Annotated in this window: 16 protein-coding genes; 9 read left to right on the forward strand and 7 right to left on the reverse strand. The window is 56.8% G+C overall.

Features of this window, described 5'->3' with window-relative positions; all coding sequences use genetic code 11:
- Positions 1-18 precede the first annotated feature (18 nt).
- The 4 genes from sohB to GQF00_RS03160 all read right to left on the reverse strand — a co-directional run bounded on the left by sohB (position 19) and on the right by GQF00_RS03160 (position 4,331).
- Entirely contained in the window at positions 19-1,071 is a 1,053-nt protein-coding gene (gene sohB, locus GQF00_RS03145; protein WP_370519457.1) for a protease SohB, read from the reverse strand.
- 124 nt (positions 1,072-1,195) lie between these two features.
- Positions 1,196-1,843, reverse strand: coding sequence for a hypothetical protein (locus tag GQF00_RS03150; protein WP_161317689.1), 648 nt, complete (start codon positions 1,841-1,843; stop codon positions 1,196-1,198).
- The gene (nudC, locus tag GQF00_RS03155; protein ID WP_161317690.1) at positions 1,840-2,652 is read right to left on the reverse strand and encodes an NAD(+) diphosphatase; all 813 of its coding nucleotides are present in this window, start codon (positions 2,650-2,652) and stop codon (positions 1,840-1,842) included. The genes GQF00_RS03150 and nudC overlap by 4 nt, the downstream gene beginning before the upstream one ends.
- On the reverse strand, positions 2,652-4,331 hold the full coding sequence (locus tag GQF00_RS03160; RefSeq protein WP_161317691.1) for a hypothetical protein: 1,680 nt from the start codon (positions 4,329-4,331) through the stop codon (positions 2,652-2,654). Before GQF00_RS03160 ends, nudC begins: the two co-directional genes overlap by 1 nt.
- A 398-nt stretch (positions 4,332-4,729) precedes the next feature.
- Here GQF00_RS03160 and nhaB point away from each other — a divergent pair, with 398 nt between their 5' ends.
- A complete protein-coding gene (gene nhaB, locus GQF00_RS03165; protein WP_161317692.1) occupies positions 4,730-6,319 on the forward strand; it encodes a sodium/proton antiporter NhaB in 1,590 nt (529 codons plus the stop codon).
- Between the two features lie 314 nt (positions 6,320-6,633).
- Here the strand turns inward: nhaB and dnaQ are convergent, their stop codons facing one another.
- Genes dnaQ through GQF00_RS03180 form a run of 3 tightly spaced genes read right to left on the reverse strand, consistent with a single transcriptional unit; the run spans position 6,634 to position 8,610 of the window.
- Positions 6,634-7,368 (reverse strand): DNA polymerase III subunit epsilon, encoded by a 735-nt coding sequence (gene dnaQ, locus GQF00_RS03170; RefSeq protein ID WP_161317693.1) that lies wholly within the window; start codon positions 7,366-7,368, stop codon positions 6,634-6,636.
- Positions 7,368-7,829 (reverse strand): ribonuclease HI, encoded by a 462-nt coding sequence (rnhA, locus tag GQF00_RS03175; RefSeq protein WP_255461728.1) that lies wholly within the window; start codon positions 7,827-7,829, stop codon positions 7,368-7,370. Before rnhA ends, dnaQ begins: the two co-directional genes overlap by 1 nt.
- A 4-nt stretch (positions 7,830-7,833) precedes the next feature.
- Positions 7,834-8,610, reverse strand: a complete 777-nt coding sequence (locus GQF00_RS03180; protein ID WP_161317953.1) for a class I SAM-dependent methyltransferase — start codon at positions 8,608-8,610, stop codon at positions 7,834-7,836.
- A 50-nt stretch (positions 8,611-8,660) separates the two neighbouring features.
- Between GQF00_RS03180 and gloB the strand changes: the two genes are divergently transcribed.
- The 8 genes from gloB to GQF00_RS03220 all read left to right on the forward strand — a co-directional run bounded on the left by gloB (position 8,661) and on the right by GQF00_RS03220 (position 19,449).
- Positions 8,661-9,434, forward strand: a complete 774-nt coding sequence (gene gloB, locus GQF00_RS03185; protein WP_161317695.1) for a hydroxyacylglutathione hydrolase — start codon at positions 8,661-8,663, stop codon at positions 9,432-9,434.
- Between the two features lie 69 nt (positions 9,435-9,503).
- Positions 9,504-11,111 (forward strand): LysM peptidoglycan-binding domain-containing protein, encoded by a 1,608-nt coding sequence (locus GQF00_RS03190; protein ID WP_161317696.1) that lies wholly within the window; start codon positions 9,504-9,506, stop codon positions 11,109-11,111.
- The gene (locus GQF00_RS03195) at positions 11,089-12,939 is read left to right on the forward strand and encodes an extracellular solute-binding protein (RefSeq protein ID WP_237440360.1); all 1,851 of its coding nucleotides are present in this window, start codon (positions 11,089-11,091) and stop codon (positions 12,937-12,939) included. Before GQF00_RS03190 ends, GQF00_RS03195 begins: the two co-directional genes overlap by 23 nt.
- Before the next feature lie 12 nt (positions 12,940-12,951).
- The gene (locus tag GQF00_RS03200) at positions 12,952-14,784 is read left to right on the forward strand and encodes an extracellular solute-binding protein (RefSeq protein ID WP_161317697.1); all 1,833 of its coding nucleotides are present in this window, start codon (positions 12,952-12,954) and stop codon (positions 14,782-14,784) included.
- Positions 14,781-15,857: a microcin C ABC transporter permease YejB gene (locus GQF00_RS03205; RefSeq protein ID WP_161317698.1), complete on the forward strand. Its 1,077-nt coding sequence runs from the start codon at positions 14,781-14,783 to the stop codon at positions 15,855-15,857. Before GQF00_RS03200 ends, GQF00_RS03205 begins: the two co-directional genes overlap by 4 nt.
- Positions 15,857-16,921 (forward strand): ABC transporter permease, encoded by a 1,065-nt coding sequence (locus GQF00_RS03210; RefSeq protein WP_202560325.1) that lies wholly within the window; start codon positions 15,857-15,859, stop codon positions 16,919-16,921. Before GQF00_RS03205 ends, GQF00_RS03210 begins: the two co-directional genes overlap by 1 nt.
- Positions 16,918-18,492: an ABC transporter ATP-binding protein gene (locus GQF00_RS03215; protein WP_161317699.1), complete on the forward strand. Its 1,575-nt coding sequence runs from the start codon at positions 16,918-16,920 to the stop codon at positions 18,490-18,492. Before GQF00_RS03210 ends, GQF00_RS03215 begins: the two co-directional genes overlap by 4 nt.
- A gap of 156 nt (positions 18,493-18,648) precedes the next feature.
- A complete protein-coding gene (locus GQF00_RS03220) occupies positions 18,649-19,449 on the forward strand; it encodes an enoyl-ACP reductase (protein WP_161317700.1) in 801 nt (266 codons plus the stop codon).
- Positions 19,450-19,619: the final 170 nt, after the last annotated feature.

A 19,619-nucleotide genomic window follows, 5' to 3' on the forward strand; every position in this document is an offset into this window, starting at 1 on the left:
TCCTGAACGTTAGGGGTTTCAGTGAATCTGGCGCTGGCTGCCACGATGCCAGATTTTCTCAACGACGCGCTGCAGAGCGGATTCCATGGAGAAACCCAAACGTTCGCCCAGCTTGCGCTTCACTTCCCAGTTCACCTGATACAGGGTGACGGAATCCTTGCGTTGCTGCAGCAGTTCGTCACTGGTCATGATTTCGTCCACCAACCCCAGGTCCTTCGCCTGGGAGCCAAACCAGTGCTCACCGGTGGCCACCTTGTCGAGATCCAGACCACGGCGATTTTCACGCACAAAATCCTTGAACAGGCGATGGGTATCTTCCAGTTCTTCCTGGAATTTTTCCCGGCCCTTGTCGGTGTTCTCGCCCAGCATGGTCAGGGTACGCTTGTATTCACCCGCTGTCATAAGCTCCACGTCGATATCGTTCTTCTTCAGCAGCCGGTGGAAATTAGGGATCTGGGCAACTACGCCGATGGAGCCAATGATGGAAAACGGCGCTGCGACGATACGGTCTGCGATGCAGGCCATCATGTAGCCACCACTGGCAGCCACACGATCCACCGCGACCGTCAGCTTGATACCGGCGTTACGGATACGTCGCAGCTGGGAAGCCGCCAGACCATAGCTGTGAACCAACCCACCTGGGCTTTCCAGACGCACCAGCACTTCATCATTCTGATTGGCTACCTGCAGCACAGCGCTAATCTCGCGTCGCAGGGTCTCCACATCGCTGGCCTGCACATCACCGTCGAAATCCAGCACAAACAGTCTGGGCGGAAGTTTGTCTTCAGTGCCGGCTTTCTTTTTCTGCTTGGCCTCGCGCTTTTCCTGCTTCTGCTTTTCCTTGTGCGCCTTCTTGCGCTGCGCTTCTGGCAGAATTTCAGCTTCCAGGGCATCTTTCAGATCATCAAACTCATCGTTCAGATGCCGTACCTTGAGCTCTCCGTCCTCGCCACTCTTGTGACGGCCACGGGAGGCGGAGGCAGCAATGCCACCGATAATGAACAACAGAGCGACCACCAGGGTGGCGACTTTGGCGAGAAACATGCCGTATTCAGAAAGAAACGCGATCACGAGGTACCTGCTAGATTCAAGATGACTGCCTGCCTTACAGGCGGAATTCGGGTGATTCTACCGAAGCCAGGCGGCCGGGGATACGGAAGAGCGGACCAACCGGGGAGATTGGCCCGGAGTGAAATCAGTTCCAGCCGGAAATGGCTTGCTGGGCACTGCCATTCATGGGGCGAGCCACCAAGCCTGTTTGCCCGGCGGTCACCTCGAACAAGGCACCATCCGCCATCGGCAGATAGGCTGCGCTGCCGTAACGTGCATCAATCAGAAGACTCCAGCCATCCTTTGCCATTTTCCACACATCCAGCCCCACCGGGTCGCGATGAAGGCTGTAAACAGTTCGATCCTGGGAGCGCTCATCTTCCAGGGCGTAGTAACGGCCGGAGATCCGATCCAGCTGATAACCCGGCTTCAGGCCCAGAAGCGCAAACGGCATCTTCCACTTGATGACACGCGCATCCAGCTGCCACTGATCGCCTTTAAGGCGAAAATCTTCAGCGATGCCGTCGGTCCGTGTGACCGTGGCAATGAACGACTGCTCACCGGATTGGCGGAAGCTGACCGTCGCCACCGGGACTTCCTGAGCATATTCACGGTAGCCATAAATATTAAGTGCGAAGACACTCAAGTAGACCGCTACCCCTACCAGCAGCAGGCCGCCGGTTCCCTTCAGCCATTGCAGCAGCCACTTCTGGCGCAACAATATCCAGGCGCCAGCGATAACAAAAAACAGGCTGAAGCCAAACAAAATCAGAGGGGCAAGGGTGTAATTCATGATGGGTCCTTCGACTCCAGGCCGGCAATCCAGCTGTCAATCAGGGTGCGGGCAATGCTCCCGCGGGGCGGTATCTTGGGTAAGGATTGGTAATGAAACCAGTCCGCAGCAACGATCTCGTCATCGTCGATAACGATGTCTCCTCCGGCATAATCTGCATGAAACGCCAGCATCAAAGAATGCGGAAAGGGCCACGACTGGCTGCCAAGATAGGACAGACGCCCCACCTCCACACCGGTTTCTTCGCGCACCTCACGAACCAGCGCCTGCTCGGCACTCTCCCCCGCTTCCATGAAACCCGCCAGACAGGAATACATGCCGTTGGGGAAACGGGCAGAACGGCCCAGCAAGGCGTGATCACCCCGGGTAACGAGGGTGATAATACAGGGCGTAATACGCGGGTACTGGGTATACCCGCAATGGCTGCACTGCATACACAACTCTTTGCCATGAGTTTGAGTCGGACTGCCACAGCGGCTACAAAAACGGTGGTTCTTTTGCCAGCTGAGAAACTGCAGCGCCCGGCTAAACATGGTGAAAGCCGCTTCATCCAGATCCCCGGCCAGCATATGACGCTGTGGCACGGGCTGCAGACCGCCATCATCAAGCTCATGACGTGCCTGCTCACAGACATAGCAGGGCTCACCGTTCAGCCAGCCAAGGAAGTGATAATCCGGATGTTGCCGCAACAGAAAAGCCGGCATGGATGGCACTTCCAGACTGGTGTCCAGCAAGATGCTTTGATCATGGATCACATAACAACGGGCATTATCAGCGTCGCCACTCTCAGGGCGTGACAGATCAATCATCATGCCACCTTGTTAACGGGGTAACCCAGTGCCTTCATGCTTTCCTCTGCAACTTCCAGCACACCATCACCGATGGGCTTCTGCTCTTCCATGCTTTCCAGGTAATAATCTACCCCGGTCAGGGCATCGGCCAGGGTTTCCATATGCTCACGAGTCGGCGCCGTGGAGCCTTCTATCAACTGCTGGACGATGTATTTATGGCAGGACTCGGTCACGCTCTTGGCGCGCTCAAGATCCAGGAACATCAGGCCACCGGCAATGGACGCAAAGGTTCCGGGCAAATTGGACAGGTGCATGGCATCCCAGTTGCTGTCCATGAAGGAGCTAATGGAACGCTTGGCCAGGGCCAGGCCGGCCCGGCATTCTCCCACCACGGTCATTCGGGCGTCATCGAGCTGGTAGAGAGAAATGGCCGAATTGGACGCCGCGCGATGCACATCATCTTCGGGAGCCAGGCTGCGCTCCAGATTGGCCGCAACATTTTCCACCGTCAGCAAGTCGTCCACCAGAGACTGAAACGCCTCACTTTCAACACTTTGATCCGCCGCCCATTTGGCCACTTCGGCCCCACGCTGCTTGAGCGCGCTGGCCTCATCATCCTTGCCAATCATGGACAGAGTGCTGCCAAGCCGCTGAAGACTTTCTCCCACCTGCCGGTAGTCGGTATCTGCAACACCCTGGGAAGCCATGTCCAGGCTATTCTTGAGCTCACCGATTTCATCGCGCATGGCACTGGCAACGGAACGAATCACCGAGCCGCTGGCACCGGTCATCAGCGACAGCTCTCGCTGAAGCTCCTCATCCGAGATGTTGTTCTTCAAGGAAAATGCGGTCTTTATTTCATCGACCACGCCTGTGTCCAGTTGACTCAGCGAGACCAGGAACAGGCTTTCTTTCACCAGCAGCAGCGGCGCTTCCGCATCGAAGGCCTGCTCGCCCCCGTATACAAGGCTCTTCAGCTGACGATCATACTGTGACAAGAGTGCCTTGCGCGCTGGGGTCATTGCCATGTCATCGCTGAACATGGCCGTGAGCACACCCTGAGCAACCCACAGGAAGCGGCTCATGCCACAGGGGCCCGCAGCCTTGTCCAGGCGCGCCAGCGCCCGGGCCATGAGCTTGAGATTGGGTCTGGAAGCTTCATTACGAAGGATGCCAAGCAGACCCACCTGGTACATATGGCGCAGACGACGCGACAGTGCGGGCAACTCGGAACGTTTCAACTCGCTGACCTTGGCAGTCGGCGTGCGGGCAACGGACAAATCCGCACTGAAGAAATGACTTTCCTGGATCAGAGGCTTGCCATTGGCACGACGCAAGTCATTAAGACCGCCAATCAGCAAGGCCGGTAGCGTTCGATTCTTGAGCTGAACGTAATCGAAATAACGGGTAAGCAGGACAATGGCATTACCCAGAGCCTGAACGCGAGCATCTGACACCTTCTCTCGCAGCTCTCGGGCCGCCAGGCTCATCTCTTCGCTCATCAGCGCTGCTGCCGGCAGTTCCACCACCTGGCAGATGCCGCGCAATTGCTGGAACGAATCGGCGATGTAAGTCAGCTCTTCCTGGAGGCTGTGATTCTCGGAAAACACTTCCAGGCGGTTCTCCGCCTCGGTCAGAGTGCTATCGATCGCTTCCTTCAGAAACGTCAGGGAGGTGGTATTTGTTATGGCAACCATGGACTCTCCGCAAGCACCAAGCTGTTATTATCTTCAGAACCTTTCCCCAGGTGCACAGGAAACTGTAAAAAATCAGTCTCCAAAGGCACGCTCAAACGCCTTTCAGAGAGCAAACTCACGGCTCCCTGAATGTAAAACAAGGCGCGACAACTTTGGCATGCGATTAAACAATGAGTCAACTTTCATTTGTAAGCAACTGATTTATTGGATTTTTGTTAACCTATCCACACTCTGTCGACGGGGCCAACTTTCCTCCCGCTACACCGAGGGCACAGCCCACTCAATAAGACCTTGATCTAGGACAATATGTCCCACCTTTGCACTGTACTGGGTCATGGCAAGTCCTTATCATTGCGCCGCCTCCTCCTCTATACACTCGACGTCAGCAGGTAATGATGATGCCCGCGTCCTTTGGCCGTGCTTTCTTGCAAAACTTCCTGGGTCAGGCCCCTGCCTGGTACAAATACACCATCATGGGTTTCCTGGCGATCAACCCGCTGATCGCCTTCACGTTGGGACCGGTCGCTGCGGGCTGGCTGCTGCTGGCTGAATTCATCTTCACCCTTGCCATGGCCCTGAAATGCTACCCACTCCAGCCCGGCGGGCTGCTGGCCATCGAGGCGGTATTGATTGGGCTGACCTCGGCGGACACGGTGCTTCACAAGGTGGAAAGCAACCTGGAAGTCATGTTGCTGCTGATTTTCATGGTGGCAGGCATCTTCTTCCTGAAAGACCTGTTGCTGTTCATGTTTACCCGCATTCTGCTGGGTGTGAAATCCAAGGTGCGACTGAGCCTGCTGTTCTGTATCGCCGCCGCCCTGCTTTCTGCGTTCCTTGATGCCCTGACGGTCACCGCCGTAGTCATTGCGGTATGCACCGGCTTTTATGGCATCTATCACAAGGTAGCTTCCGGCAAGACCTTCCAGCAAAAGCATGACCACGGTGACGATACCGGTGTGGAGGAGCTGCACCGCGAAGATTTACGCCGTTTCCGCTCCTTCCTGCGAAGCCTGCTTATGCATGCTGCAGTCGGTACCGCGCTGGGGGGTGTTTGCACCCTGGTAGGCGAGCCCCAGAACCTGCTGATTGCCAACAAAGCCGGTTGGGAGTTCGGAGAGTTCTTCCTGCGGATGGCGCCTATCACCATTCCGGTTCTCATTATCGGTCTGATGACCTGTATATTTCTGGAAATCAGCGGCAGCTTCGGTTACGGCGAAGACATCCCCGAGAAGGTCCGCGGCATCATGCGCCAGTACGCCCTGGAGCAGGATCGCAAGCGCACCACACAGAATCGCGCGGCCCTGGTCATTCAGGCACTTACTGCCGTCTGGCTGGTGATCGGGCTGGCTACCCATGCGGCGTCCGTGGGTCTGGTTGGCCTCACCGTGATCATCCTGGCTACCTCATTCACTGGCATTATCGAAGAGCATCGCCTTGGCGCGGCCTTCGAAGAAGCGCTGCCCTTCACTGCCCTGCTGACCGTATTCTTCGCCGTGGTAGCGGTGATTGCCGACCAGCAACTGTTTGCCCCCGTCATTGAATACGTACTGAGCCTCGAAAAATCCGTCCAGGGCCCGGCCTTCTATATGGCCAACGGAGTACTGTCCGCCGTATCCGACAATGTCTTCGTTGCCACGGTGTACGTGGACGAAGTCGGCCAGGCGTTGATGAAGGGTGAGATCAACCGGGATACGTTTGATTTGCTGGCCGTTGCCATCAATACCGGCACTAACATCCCCTCGGTAGCAACACCGAATGGACAGGCCGCGTTTCTGTTCCTGCTGACTTCAGCCCTGGCTCCGCTGGTGCGGCTGTCATACGGACGCATGGTGGTCATGGCCCTGCCCTACACCATCGTCATGTCCATCACCGGCCTGATCATGACCGCCACCGCTCTGGAGCCGGCCACGGACTACATGTACGAGAATGGCTGGATCACGCACCACTCCGCCAGCGAGTTCACTGACAAGCCGGAGCCGTCGCACTAGATTAATGCTTCACGCATCACTCAACATGCTGCACGCTCAGGAAAACAATAAGGCCGCCCCGGACTAATCCGGGGCGGCCTTTTTTGTAAGCGTTCCGCTTGAGAGACAAATCCTGACGATAGTGAGGAGAATAGACGCATGGGCAGCCTAAGCCTCTGCCTGCGTCGCTACCGGACATAATCAAGGCTCTGGAATCGTTACCTCGCTTGGGCGAGGATCGCTTGCAGGCAAGCTCCTACAGCAGCTCCGGAGAAAAGAGGAGTTTTCTGGGAACTTTTTGTGGTGTTCCTATCCAATCGAGCGTAGCTCGTAGCTCAGTGAAGCTCCCCCCGCTCCAGCTTCTCCCATAAAGTCGGTTCGCCGTTGCTGCCACCTATGGCGCTCAGTTTGTCGTTGTGGCGACTGACTTCGGACTCGGTGGCACGCACCACCTTCGCCGGGGGGCGGCTGGCATCCAGCCGGCGTATAGCTTCTGCCTGCACTGCGCCGCCCTGCTCCGAGGCATCACCGCCCCCCAGTGACAACCGAGTCTGGCCACCCGTCATCGCCAGGTAAACATCCGCCAGAATTTCCGCATCCAGCAAGGCACCATGCAATTCCCGGTGCCCGTTCTCCACATCGTAACGACGACACAGGGCATCCAGATTGTTCTTCTGTCCCGGGTGCTTCTGTCGCGCCATCACCAGGGTATCCAGCACCCCGCAGCGCTGCTCGATGGAGCCATACGACGAGCCCAGGCGTCGCAATTCGTGGTTAAGAAAGCCCACGTCAAAGGGGGCGTTGTGGATCACCAGCTCGGCACCATCCACAAAGGCAAGAAACTGGTCCACAACCTTGTCGAAAGTGGGCTTGTCGGCCAGAAATTCGGTGGAAATCCCGTGTACTGCCAGTGCCCCCTCATCGATATCGCGCTCGGGATTGAGGTACAGGTGCAAGTTGTTCCCGGTGATTCTGCGATTAATCACTTCCACGCAGCCGATCTCAATGACCCTGTGGCCATCATTGGGCTCAAGGCCGGTTGTTTCCGTATCCAGTACCACCTGACGCATTAGGCGATCCCTTTCTGTCGATTCATTTCATCAATACCCTTGTTTGCCAGCGCATCTGCACGCTCATTCTCAGGGTGCCCGCTGTGCCCTTTCACCCACTGCCAGTCAATATTGTGGGGCTGGGTAGCTGCATCCAATCGTTGCCACAGGTCAACATTCTTGACCGGTTGGCGCGAGGCGGTCTTCCAGCCCCTTCGCTTCCAGTTAGGCATCCACCGGGTTACGCCATCCATCACGTAGCGGGAATCGGTGGTCAGCACCACCTCACAGGGCTGCCGCAAGGCTTCAAGCCCGGCAATGGCGGCCATCAACTCCATGCGGTTGTTGGTGGTTTCCGCTTCACCGCCATGCATTTCCTTTTCCTTGTCGCCGTAACGCAGCACCACGCCCCAGCCTCCCGGACCGGGATTGCCGCGACAGGCGCCATCCGTAAACATTGCGACTTGCTTAACTTGCTTCAAAAAGTCAGGACTCCCGATTCTGTTGACCCCAGCGGGCCACTGGCACCGGCACCACGGTATTGCGGGGTGCCTTGCGTTGGCGTGACGGCAGCGGCCGCACGATCCCGGCTCGCTTGCGAGCCACCAGAAGATAGGCGCTGCCATGGCGGGGCCAGAGCAGGCTGCCAAGCCATTCCAGCAAACGCATACGCTGCCTGCCTTGCTGGCCAAACGGCATAGTATAGAAGCCACTGGCCATCCCATCGACCTCAAATCCCAGAACCTGCAACCATTCGGTTACCCGGTTGGGACGGTAAAAACGCCCCGCCCAGCCAGGCCGCCCCCGCCAGTAGAACCAGCGAGCCAGCCCCATCATGCTTAGCGGATGAAAGCCGACGATGGCGATCTGGCCACCAGGCGCGATGGAACGGCAGGCTTCACGCAGTACCTGATGGGGATCCCGGGAGAAGTCGAGGACGTGATGAAGAAGCACCACATCCATACTGCTTTTGGCCAGTGGCAGACTGTCCAGTCGGCTTTGTACTGTCACGCCGGGAAATCCCACCGGTCCCACCGACATTTTCCAGCGCAACGGGCTGTCACGAAGCAGGTCCTGCTCGCGACTGCTGTAAACCGCCACGGCTCGCTGGCCCACCTGCCGGCGCATCCAGTCTTCGAGCATGGTACGCTCTGCATCCAACAAGGCCTGTCCGGGCTCACTGTCCAGCCAGGCATCGAAGTGCTTTTCCAGATCATGGTTACCGGCACTGAACGAGATCCGGTTGAGTGGTGGCAGCTGCATCAGCACAATACCTCTTCAATCAAAGGCTTATTTCAGGAGCGTAACACGTCATGTTAGCCAGCCCCATCGCCATTCCCGCATTTACTGACAACTATATCTGGGCAATCTGCCATCAGAATCAATGTGTTGTGGTAGATCCCGGTGATGCGGCACCGGTGGAGGGTTTTCTTGAGGAAAAAGGACTGAATCTGGCCGCCATTCTGGTGACACATCATCATCCTGATCATGTTGCCGGCATTGCCGCCCTGACTCGCAACCGGGAAATCCCCGTTTACGGGCCAGCCAATGAAACCATTCCCTGCATGACCCAACCCCTCAAAGACAACCAGATAATCAAGCTGGACTCACTGGGCATCACCCTGAAGGTAATGGACGTCCCTGGTCACACCCTTGGGCATATTGCTTACCATGACGCGGAAAATGGCTGGCTGTTCTGTGGCGACACCCTGTTTGCCGGCGGCTGCGGCAGACTGTTTGAGGGAACGCCGTCACAAATGCATACATCCCTGCACAGGCTGGCCGAACTACCCGCGCAGACCCTGGTCTACTGCACCCATGAGTACACCCTCGCCAATCTTGAATTTGCCATCGCGGTTACTCCCCACGACCAACGGGTTCAGGCCCGGCTGGCCGCGGTGAAATCAGCACGGAAAAATGGCCAGATTACCCTGCCCACAACAGTGGCCGAGGAATGCCGTACCAACCCGTTTTTGCGCACCGCTGACACGGACATCCAGAATGCCTGTGAAGCCCGTGAACCAGGCGCCTCAGGCAGTAATGTGCAATGCTTTGCATCCTTGCGTCGCTGGAAAGATAACTTTTAGCAATTTCGCCTTGCTGGGCTCTGATCCCATTCCCTAAAATTAACGAAAATATTTGCTGTCCTTATTATTATGAAAAGAATTTTAACCGTGGCCATTCTGGTCAGCCTCGGCATTGTTTCCGGCTGCGCCAGCAACCGTTCAGTGGACGAACTCCCCCCCATGCCGGCTGCAGAGCCGTCAGTGGATGACATGGATCTGGCCAACGGCATGGATGAACCCGCCCCGGTGGAGGCAAGCACCCAAACGCTCCCCGCCACCGAGAACGAAGACCTCTGGATACGTCTCAGAGCTGGCTATGGCCTGGACCTTTCAGTGGAGAATGATCGAATCCGGGTGCAGCGCGACTGGTACGCCCGACATCCCAAGTATTTTCAACGCGTTACCACCCGTGGCGAACGCTACCTGCATTACATCGTGGAACAGGCAGAGGCACGAGACATGCCGCTGGAGCTGGCCCTGCTCCCCATCGTGGAAAGCGCCTTCGACCCCTTCGCCTACTCCCATGGCCGTGCTGCCGGTCCCTGGCAGTTTATCCCCTCCACCGGGGATTACTTCGGCCTCCATCGTACCTGGTGGGAAGACCAGCGCCGTGATGTGATCAAATCCACCAACGCCGCGCTGGATTATCTGCAAAAACTGGCCAATCGCTTCGATGGTGACTGGTTGCTGGCCCTGGCTTCCTATAATGCCGGCGGCGGCACCGTTTCCCGCGCCATTCGCCGCAACGAAGAAGCCGGCAAGCCCACCGATTTCTGGAGCCTGAAGTTGCCGCGGGAGACCACCGCCTATGTGCCCAAACTGATCGCAATCGCACAAATCGTAAAGGACCCGGAAGCCTACGAGATTCCCCTGCAGCCCGTCCGCAACGAGCCCTATTTTGCGGAAGTTGATACCGGCGGCCAGATTGATCTGGCCCAGGCGGCCAAGCTGGCGGATATTTCCATCGAAGAACTCTACCTGCTCAACCCGTCCTACAACCGCTGGGCCACTGCCCCCGATGGACCACATCGTCTGCTGATTCCCGCTGAGCGTGCAGAACGGTTCCGCCTGGCACTGGCAGATCTCCCGGCTGATCAGCGAATGCAGTGGGCTCGCTACGAAATTCGTCCCGGCGACAATCTTGGCGCCATTGCCCGACGCTACCGCACCACCCCCGAAGTGCTGCGCAGCATCAATCACCTGAAAAACAACACCATCATCGCTGGCCGCACCCTGCTAATCCCGGGCCCGGCAGCAGGCAAAGACACCTATACCCTGAGCGCAGACTCGCGCCTGGCGGACAACCAGAACCGGCAACGGGACGGACGCCAGAAAATCAGTCACACCGTCCGTTCCGGCGATACCCTCTGGGAGATCTCCCGACAGTACAAGGTCGGCGTCAAGGAACTGGCGCGCTGGAACAATATGGCTCCAGGCGACAAGCTCAGCATTGGCCAGTCTCTGGCGGTTTGGACCAAGGGAGCAGCCCCCACCACCGTTGCCAGCCGCAGCGACAGCAACATGGTCCGTCAGGTCCGATATTCCGTACGCAACGGAGATTCCTTGTATGCCATTGCAGACCGCTTTAATGTATCGGTGAATGACATCCGCAGCTGGAACAGTAAAGTCGCCAGCAAACGATACTTACAACCCGGGCAACGGCTGACACTCTACGTTGATATTCGCCAATCCTTCTAAAACGTTATTTCGCACACTGTTCTGCCTGTGCCTCAGCGCTTCATCGCTGACACAGGCGGAAGAGCCCGGCACCACCCGCAGCCACGGTTATCACCCCTTCGGCGACCTCAAATACCCCGCCGACTTTACGCACTTCGATTACGTCAATCCCGTTGCTCCCAAGGGCGGCAGCATTACTCTGTTCGGCAATGGCACCTTCGACAGCCTCAATCCCTACATTCTTAAAGGCATCAGTCCCGCTGATACGCCTGGCATCCAGATGTATGGGGTGACAGAAATTGCCGACAGCCTGCTGATGGGTAACCAGCCCCATAACCCGTTAGGTGACGAGGCCGGTGCGGCCTATGGCCTCATCGCCGACTGGATCGAATACCCTGCGGACCGCAGCTGGGCCACCTTTCATCTACGTGATCAGGCGCGCTTCCACGATGGCGAAGCCATCCGCGCCGACGACGTGGTGTTTTCCTTCAATATTCTTCGCGACAAAGGCCATCCCGAGTACAGCCTGCGACTGTCTGATGTTAAAAGTGTGGAAGCTCTGGATCCGCAAACTGTGAAATTCACTTTCACCGAAGGGCGGCGCGACCTGCCTCTGGTGGTCGGCGCCATCCCGATTCTGCCCAGTCACTACTGGCAAACCCATGATTTTGAGCGCACCACCCTGGAACCTCCGGTTTCCAGTGGCCCGTACCGGGTGGCCAGCATCAAGGGCGGCAAACAGGTGACCTTCGAACGGGTAAAGGATTACTGGGCGAAAGATCTGCCGGTCAATCGCGGTCGCTTCAACTTTGACCAGGTGATCTTCGAATTTTTCCGTGATGCCGATGTGGGTTTCGAAGCCTTCAAGTCCGGCGGTTATGATCTGCATTACACCTACAGCTCAAAACGCTGGGCCACCCAGTTTGATTTTGCCGCCCTCAACGATGGCAGGGTCATCAAAGCCGAGATTCCACACCGAATCCCGCGTCCGGTGCAGGCATTTTTCTTTAACACCCGTCGCCCGCCGTTTGATGACCCAAGGGTTCGTGAAGCAGCCAGCCTGCTGTTTGATTTTGAATGGTCGAACCGTAACCTGTTCGCAGATGCCTACACCCGCACCGTGAGCTGGTTCCCCAACAGCCCCTACACCGCTTCAGCACCTGCCAGCGCCGCCGAGCAAACACTGCTCAGCGAATTCGCCAGCCAGCTTCCCAAAGACTATTTTTCCGCAAGCATCACGCCACCGGTCAACGATGGTTCCGGGCAAATACGAAACCGCATGCGCGAGGCGCTGACGCTGCTTAAACAAAGCGGCTGGCAGCTCAAAGACAACGTTCTGGTAAACGCCCAGGGTAAACCGTTGAAATTCACGGTGCTCAACTATCACAACCCTGGCATCTATCGCATCCTCGCCCCGTGGTTCAAGAATATGAAGCGCCTCGGGATTGAAGCAGACTATCGGGAAGTGGATCCTGCCGCGTACAAGCAAAGACTCGATAATTTCGAGTACGACGTTGTGCTGTTCGTGCTGCCCATGCGTGATTATCCGGGACCGGAACTGAAGGATTACTTCCTTTCATCCAGTGCGGGGATTTCTGGCAGCCGTAATCTCGCCGGTATAAATGACCCAATTGTGGATTTTCTGGTTGGCAAGGCCCTCTCTGCCAACAATGAAGCAGATTACACCCTCGCCTTGCAGGCGCTGGACCGCCGTTTACGCTATCAGCATTACGGTGTCCTGAATTATCATATCCGCCATCACAGAATTGCCTGGTGGGACAAGTTCGCCCGTCCAGCGGAACCAATCCCCTTCGGGTTGGGTCTGGACACATGGTGGACGAAAAAATAACAAGGAGTCGATATGGCCAATCACGGCACCATTCACACAAGAATGCTGCGTGGGCTGATCATTGGTCTGTGCCTTTGTACGGGCCTGGCAGATGCCGGTATCAACAAAAGTCACGCCATTGCCATGCATGGCGAGCCCCTCTACCCCGCTGACTTTGACCACTTCAGCTATACCAACCCGGATGCGCCCAAGGGCGGCCACCTGAAATTGCAGGTAGTTGGCAGCTTCGACAGCCTGAACCCCTTCGTTCCCAAAGGGCGACCGGCAGCAGGCATGGGAGCCACGGACAACTCTCATCTGTATGACTCGCTTACCGTTCGCGGAGAAGACGAGCCCTTCACCCAATATGGGTTACTGGCAAAAACCATAGAATGGCCGGATGACCGCAGCTGGGTGCGTTACCATCTTCACGAAGAGGCCAAATTCTCTGATGGCCAGCCTGTGCGCGCCGATGATGTGGCCTGGACGTTCAACACCCTGATCAACCAAGGCCATCCCTTCTACAGCTTTTACTATGGAGAAGTGGAAAAGGTTGAGGTCAATGATCCTCTCACCGTCACCTTTCATTTCGCCAGCAACACAGTGAACAAAGAGCTGCCGCTGATAATTGGCCAGCTGCCGGTACTGCCCAAACATGTCTGGGACAACAAGGATTTCGTCAAAGCCGGCATGACCATGCCGGTTGGTTCCGGCCCCTATCGGATTATCAAAGCGGAACCCGGCAAGAAAATTGTCTACCAGCGCCGGGAGGATTATTGGGCTAGGGACCTCCCTGTCATGAAGGGGAGAAACAATTTCGGCACCATCACCTACGATTACTTCCTTGATGAAAAGGCGGCGATGATCGCCTTCAAGGGAGGCAATTATGACTGGCGCAGTGAATCCAATTCCAAAGAATGGGCCACCGCCTACAAGGGGCCCGCTTTTGATAAAGGCGAGATCAAGACAGAGGTTGTTTCCCACCATAACCCCGCCGGAGCTCAGGGGTTCATTTACAATATCCGCAAGCCACTGTTTCAGGACAAGGCACTGCGCGAGGCGATTGGCTACGCCTTCGATTTCGAGTGGTCCAACGCCAACCTCTTCTACGGGCAGTACAAACGCACTCGCAGCTATTTCGAAAATTCCGATATGGCAGCCACAGGCCTGCCATCCAAGGCCGAACTGGCCCTGCTGGAGCCCTATCGCGATCAGCTCCCGGAAGAAGTCTTTACCCGTGAATACCAGCCACCGAAAAGTGACGGTTCCGGACGCCCTCGTGAAAACCTTCGAGAAGCCCAGCGTATGCTCAAGCAGGCTGGCTACCAGTTCCGGGATGGCAATCTGTTCACTGAAGGGGGCAAGCCCGTCAAATTCGAGATCATGCTGATCTCTCCGGCGTTCGAACGTGTGGTTCTCCCCTTTACCCGCAATCTGAAAGCCCTGGGCATCAATGCCAACGTGGTGACCATCGATTCCGCTCAGTATGTGGAGCGTGTACGCAACTTCGAGTTTGATATGATCGTGGCCAGCATGGGGCAATCCAGTTCCCCCGGTAATGAACAGAAAGAATACTGGAGCTCGGAAGCCGCCGACAGCCCAAACAGCCGCAACCGTATCGGCATCAAGAACCCGGCGGTGGATGCACTGGTGGACAAGATCATTGCCGCCCCCAACCGGGAGGCTCTGCTGACCGCCTGTCGCGCGCTTGACAGGGTGCTGCAATGGAACCACTACAGCGTTCTCAACTGGTATACCGATACCTACCGGATCGCTTACCAGTCGCGCCTCAGACACCCTGATTTCGGCAAATATGTCGGCCCGGGCACCTCCCTTGATACATGGTGGGATAGCACCGCGAAATGAAACTCTACATAGGCAAACGCCTGTTATTGGTGCTTCCCACCCTGTTCGGCATCCTGCTGCTCAACTTTCTTGTCATTCAGGCGGCACCTGGCGGCCCGGTGGAGAAGACCCTGGCAGAACTTCAGGGCATCGGTACCGGTGGCGCAGGCAGCAGTTTTGCTGGCAGTAGCGCAGACACCATGACCGGGGGAAATTACCAGAATGCCAAAGGCCTGCCCCCGGAGCTGGTGGAGCGTATCGAGAAGATGTATGGCTTCGACAAGCCTGCCCATGAACGCTTCTGGCTGATGCTAAAGAATTACTTCACGGGTAATTTTGGTGAATCCTATTACCGCGACCGATCAGTGACCGAGCTGATCGTAGAGCGTCTGCCGGTTTCTGTTTCCCTGGGCCTGTGGAGCACGCTGATTGCCTATATGGTTTCCATTCCCCTCGGTATCCGCAAGGCGGTCAACGATGGCAGCCGCTTTGATGTCTGGAGCAGCACCGCCATCATCATCGGCTTCGCCATTCCCAGCTTTCTGCTGGGCCTGCTTCTGATCGTAGTATTTGCTGGCGGCTCCTGGTTCGAATGGTTTCCCTTGCGCGGGCTCACCTCCGACAACTTTGAAGAGCTTAGTCTGCTAGGCAAGATCGGGGATTACCTCTGGCATATCACCCTGCCCACCATCGCCATCGTGGCGGGCAATTTCGCCGCCCTGACCATGCTCACCAAAAACTCGTTTATGGACGAAATTCGCAAGCAGTATGTCCAGACAGCGAGAGCCAAAGGACTGGAAGAAAAACAGGTTCTTTACGGTCACGTGTTCCGAAATGCCATGTTGATCATCATCGCCGGCTTCCCCGCCGCCTTCATCAGCATGTTCTTTACCGGGGTGCTGCTCATCGAGTTCATCTTCTCCCTTGATGGCCTTGGTCTGCTCGGTTTTGAGGCCGTCATCAGTCGTGATTATCCGGTGGTGTTTGGTACCCTGTTTATCTTCACCCTGCTCAGCCTGGTGATGAAACTGATCAGCGATCTGACCTATATGTGGGTAGATCCGCGCATTGATTTCGAGCGGAGGGATCATTGATGAGATTCCTGACAGGCAATCTGCTCGGAAATAACCCACTGAAGAGCAACCCTGTGTGGGCTCGTCAGTGGCAGGCCTTTCGCAGCAACCGTCGCGGCTACTGGTCCTTGTGGATTTTTCTCACCCTGTTTGTGCTCACTCTTGGCGCCGAACTGATTGCCAACGAGAAGCCTTTACTGGTGAGTTATGACGGCGACCTCTATGTCCCCGTACTCAACAGCTATCCGGAGACCACGTTCGGCGGTTTTTTCGAGTCTGAAGCCAACTACCGTGACCCGGTGGTTGCTGAACTGATTAATGAAAAAGGCTGGATGCTCTGGCCCCTGATCCGCTTCAGCTACAACACTATCAACTATGATCTGGATGTACCGGCTCCCGCCCCACCCTCGGCGGAGAACTGGCTGGGCACAGATGATCAGGGGCGCGACATCCTGGCAGGCCTGATCTACGGGTTCCGGATTTCGGTTCTGTTTGGCCTCATGCTAACGATCCTGTCCAGTATCGCCGGCATCGTTGTTGGCGCAGTACAAGGCTACTACGGTGGCAAACTGGATCTCTTTGGTCAGCGCTTTATCGAAATCTGGTCGAGCATGCCTCAACTCTTCCTGATCATAATTATCTCCAGCTTTGTGCTACCCAGTTTCTGGAGCCTGTTGATCATCATGCTGCTATTTTCCTGGATGACCCTGGTGGATCTGGTTCGCGCCGAATTCCTGCGCTGCCGCAACATGGATTATGTCCGCTCGGCCAACGCCATGGGGGTAAAAGCACCGGTGATCATGTTCCGGCATATGCTTCCCAATGCCATGGTGGCGACCCTCACTTTCCTGCCGTTTATTCTGAACAGCGCCGTGGTTACCCTCACGTCACTGGACTTCATCGGCTTTGGCCTGCCGCCGGATGCCCCCTCCCTTGGTCGCCTTGTCGGCCAGGGCAAGGCCAATTTGCATGCGCCGTGGATCGGCATCAGTGTATTTGCCACCCTCACCCTCATGCTGACCTTGCTGGTATATATCGGCGAAGCCATCCGCGACGCCTTCGACACAAGGAAATTCCTGCAATGAGTCTGCTCAGCATTCGCGGGCTCACCATCCAATTTGGTGATCAGACCGCCGTCGACAACATGGAACTGCAGCTTGAGGCCGGTCGTATGCTGGCCCTGGTAGGGGAATCCGGCTCTGGCAAATCGCTCACTGCACTCTCCCTTCTGGATCTGTTACCCGAATCCGCTCACTGGTCTGCAGACAGCATGTCCCTTGGCGATCAGGACCTGCTGAAGCTGGATCACAAGCAAAAACGCACTCTGCGCGGCGGCCGCATTGGCATGATCTTTCAGGAGCCGCTCACCGCTCTGAACCCGCTACACACTGTGGAGAAGCAGATCAGTGAAGCCCTGTTCATCCATCAGGGCATGAGCCAAACCCGTGCCCGGGAACGTTGTCTGGAACTGCTCAAGCAAGTTGAACTGCCCGCCACGGCAGAGATGCTGCGCCGCTATCCCCACCAGCTCAGTGGTGGTCAGCGACAGCGCGTGATGATTGCCATGGCCCTCGCCAATGATCCGGAAATCCTGATCGCTGACGAACCCACTACGGCCCTCGATGTCACCGTACAGGAAACCATCCTGACGCTGATCAAGCGGCTACAGCAGGAACTGGGGCTGTCGATACTCCTGATCAGCCATGATCTGGGCGTTGTCAGCCGGTTCGCCGACGATATCATCGTCATGAACAAGGGCAAACGCGTTGAAGCCGGCCCCACCCATGAGGTGCTTGCTCATCCACAGGAAGACTACACCCGTCACCTGCTCGATTCCGAACCCCGCGGCCGCATGCCTGCTCTGGCAGCGGACAGTCCGGAATTGCTACTGGCCAGCGATATCGAGGTCACCTTCAAGGGCAAGCGCAGCCGACTGTTCCAGCCTCCCCCACTGTTCAAGGCCGTCGACAATATCAGCCTGTCGCTTCGCAAAGGGGAAACCCTGGGGATCGTCGGGGAATCCGGATCTGGCAAGTCCACTCTGGCGCTGGCACTGTTGCGTCTGATCGGTAGCCGTGGATCCGTGACCCTGGACGGCACTGAACTACATACCCTCAGCCAGGGCCAATTGCGTCCCTGGCGCCGGCGTATGCAGGTAGTCTTTCAGGACCCCTATGGCAGCCTCAATCCGCGTATGACCGTCGGCCAGATCATTGCTGAGGGCCTGGCGGTTCATGAGCCGTCCATGCCCAGAGCAGTGAGGGATGAGCGCGTTAGCGAGCTATTGAAAGAGGTGGATCTGCCTCCCCAGACCCGCAACCGCTACCCCCACGAGTTTTCCGGTGGCCAGCGGCAGCGCATTGCCATTGCCAGGGCCCTGATTCTTAACCCGGATTTGTTGATTCTGGATGAGCCAACCTCTGCGCTGGATCGCAGCGTACAGTTCCAGATACTGGAATTGTTGAAAACACTGCAGCAGCGCCATGGCCTTAGCTACCTGTTCATCAGTCACGATCTCAAGGTAATTCGTGCGATCTGTCACAGGGTCATGGTCATGAAGGACGGTAAAGTCGTAGAGGAAGGCGATGTGCAGGCCATTTTTGATGCACCGAGCCAGGCCTATACCCAGAAGCTCATTGCTGCTGCGTTTGCCTGAACGACTCAGGCCGATCAGGGGAACCACAAAAGAAACACACCGTTGCATTTCAATCAGCCGTGGATCACGTCATGGACAGCGAAATTGCCTATACTTGGCCGCACAAGCCCCTGACCAGACACACCGGGAAACCATCACACGATTCGAGGGACAATCATGGGATTTCTTGCAGGTAAACGCTTTCTGATCGTTGGTATCGCCAGCGATCGCTCCATTGCCACCGGTATCGCCGAGGCCATGCACCGTGAAGGGGCCGAACTGGCCTTTACCTTCCAGAACGACAAGCTCAAAAGCCGTGTCGAAAAAGCCGCCGAGCGCTATGGCAGCAATGCCGAACTCTGCTTCCCCTGTGATGTATCCAGTGATGACGAGATCAAGGCGGTGTTTGCCAACCTGAGCCAGAAATGGGATGGCCTGGACGGCATTATTCATGCGGTAGGCTTCGCCCCTGGCAACGAGCTGGACGGCAACTTTGTGGACGTGGCCACCCGTGAAGGTTTCAGGATTGCCCACGATATTTCCAGCTACAGCTTTGTGGCCCTGGCCCAGGCCGGTCACGAGATGATGAAGGGCCGCAACGCTGCCTTGCTGACCCTCAGTTACCACGCTGCCCGCCAGTCTGTACCCAACTACAACGTCATGGGCCTCGCCAAGGCCAGCCTGGAAGCCTCTGTGCGCTACCTGGCTGCCAGTATGGGCCCGGAAGGCATCCGCGTTAACGGCATCTCTGCGGGTCCGATCCGAACCCTGGCCGCGTCCGGCATCAAGAAGTTCCGTTCCATGCTGGACTACAATGCCGCCAAGGCACCGTTGCGCCGGAATGTGACCATCGAAGAAGTGGGCAACACCGCCGCCTTCCTGTGCTCTGATATGGCGTCGGGTATCACCGGTGAAATGACCTATGTGGATGCCGGTGCCAGCACCGTTTCCATGCCGTTCGAACTGGAAGCACAGTAAGCGAAAACTGTCGGTAGCGCCTGTTACCGGCATCGCCCACGGCGGAGATTGCCTGCGGCAATTTCCGCCCTGCGGCAGCCTTCCTCACGCTTGCTTATCCCTGCCCTGTCCTTGTTCTCATAGCGCCAAGAAAGCAACACAAACCTGCTCTGAAGAAAAGCAGAGGATTT

This window comes from Alcanivorax sp. DP30, from assembly GCF_009882945.1.
Classification (GTDB): domain Bacteria; phylum Pseudomonadota; class Gammaproteobacteria; order Pseudomonadales; family Alcanivoracaceae; genus Alcanivorax.

Bases quoted from the DNA above. Each gene is read 5' to 3' on its own strand.
- GQF00_RS03150 (WP_161317689.1), bottom strand. From the start codon at position 1,843: ATGAATTACACCCTTGCCCCTCTGATTTTGTTTGGCTTCAGCCTGTTT.
- nudC (WP_161317690.1), bottom strand. From the start codon at position 2,652: ATGATTGATCTGTCACGCCCTGAGAGTGGCGACGCTGATAATGCCCGT.
- GQF00_RS03160 (WP_161317691.1), bottom strand. From the start codon at position 4,331: ATGGTTGCCATAACAAATACCACCTCCCTGACGTTTCTGAAGGAAGCG.
- nhaB (WP_161317692.1), top strand. From the start codon at position 4,730: ATGCCCGCGTCCTTTGGCCGTGCTTTCTTGCAAAACTTCCTGGGTCAG.
- dnaQ (WP_161317693.1), bottom strand. From the start codon at position 7,368: ATGCGTCAGGTGGTACTGGATACGGAAACAACCGGCCTTGAGCCCAAT.
- GQF00_RS03180 (WP_161317953.1), bottom strand. From the start codon at position 8,610: ATGCAGCTGCCACCACTCAACCGGATCTCGTTCAGTGCCGGTAACCAT.
- gloB (WP_161317695.1), top strand. From the start codon at position 8,661: ATGTTAGCCAGCCCCATCGCCATTCCCGCATTTACTGACAACTATATC.
- GQF00_RS03190 (WP_161317696.1), top strand. From the start codon at position 9,504: ATGAAAAGAATTTTAACCGTGGCCATTCTGGTCAGCCTCGGCATTGTT.
- GQF00_RS03200 (WP_161317697.1), top strand. From the start codon at position 12,952: ATGGCCAATCACGGCACCATTCACACAAGAATGCTGCGTGGGCTGATC.
- GQF00_RS03205 (WP_161317698.1), top strand. From the start codon at position 14,781: ATGAAACTCTACATAGGCAAACGCCTGTTATTGGTGCTTCCCACCCTG.
- GQF00_RS03210 (WP_202560325.1), top strand. From the start codon at position 15,857: ATGAGATTCCTGACAGGCAATCTGCTCGGAAATAACCCACTGAAGAGC.
- GQF00_RS03215 (WP_161317699.1), top strand. From the start codon at position 16,918: ATGAGTCTGCTCAGCATTCGCGGGCTCACCATCCAATTTGGTGATCAG.
- GQF00_RS03220 (WP_161317700.1), top strand. From the start codon at position 18,649: ATGGGATTTCTTGCAGGTAAACGCTTTCTGATCGTTGGTATCGCCAGC.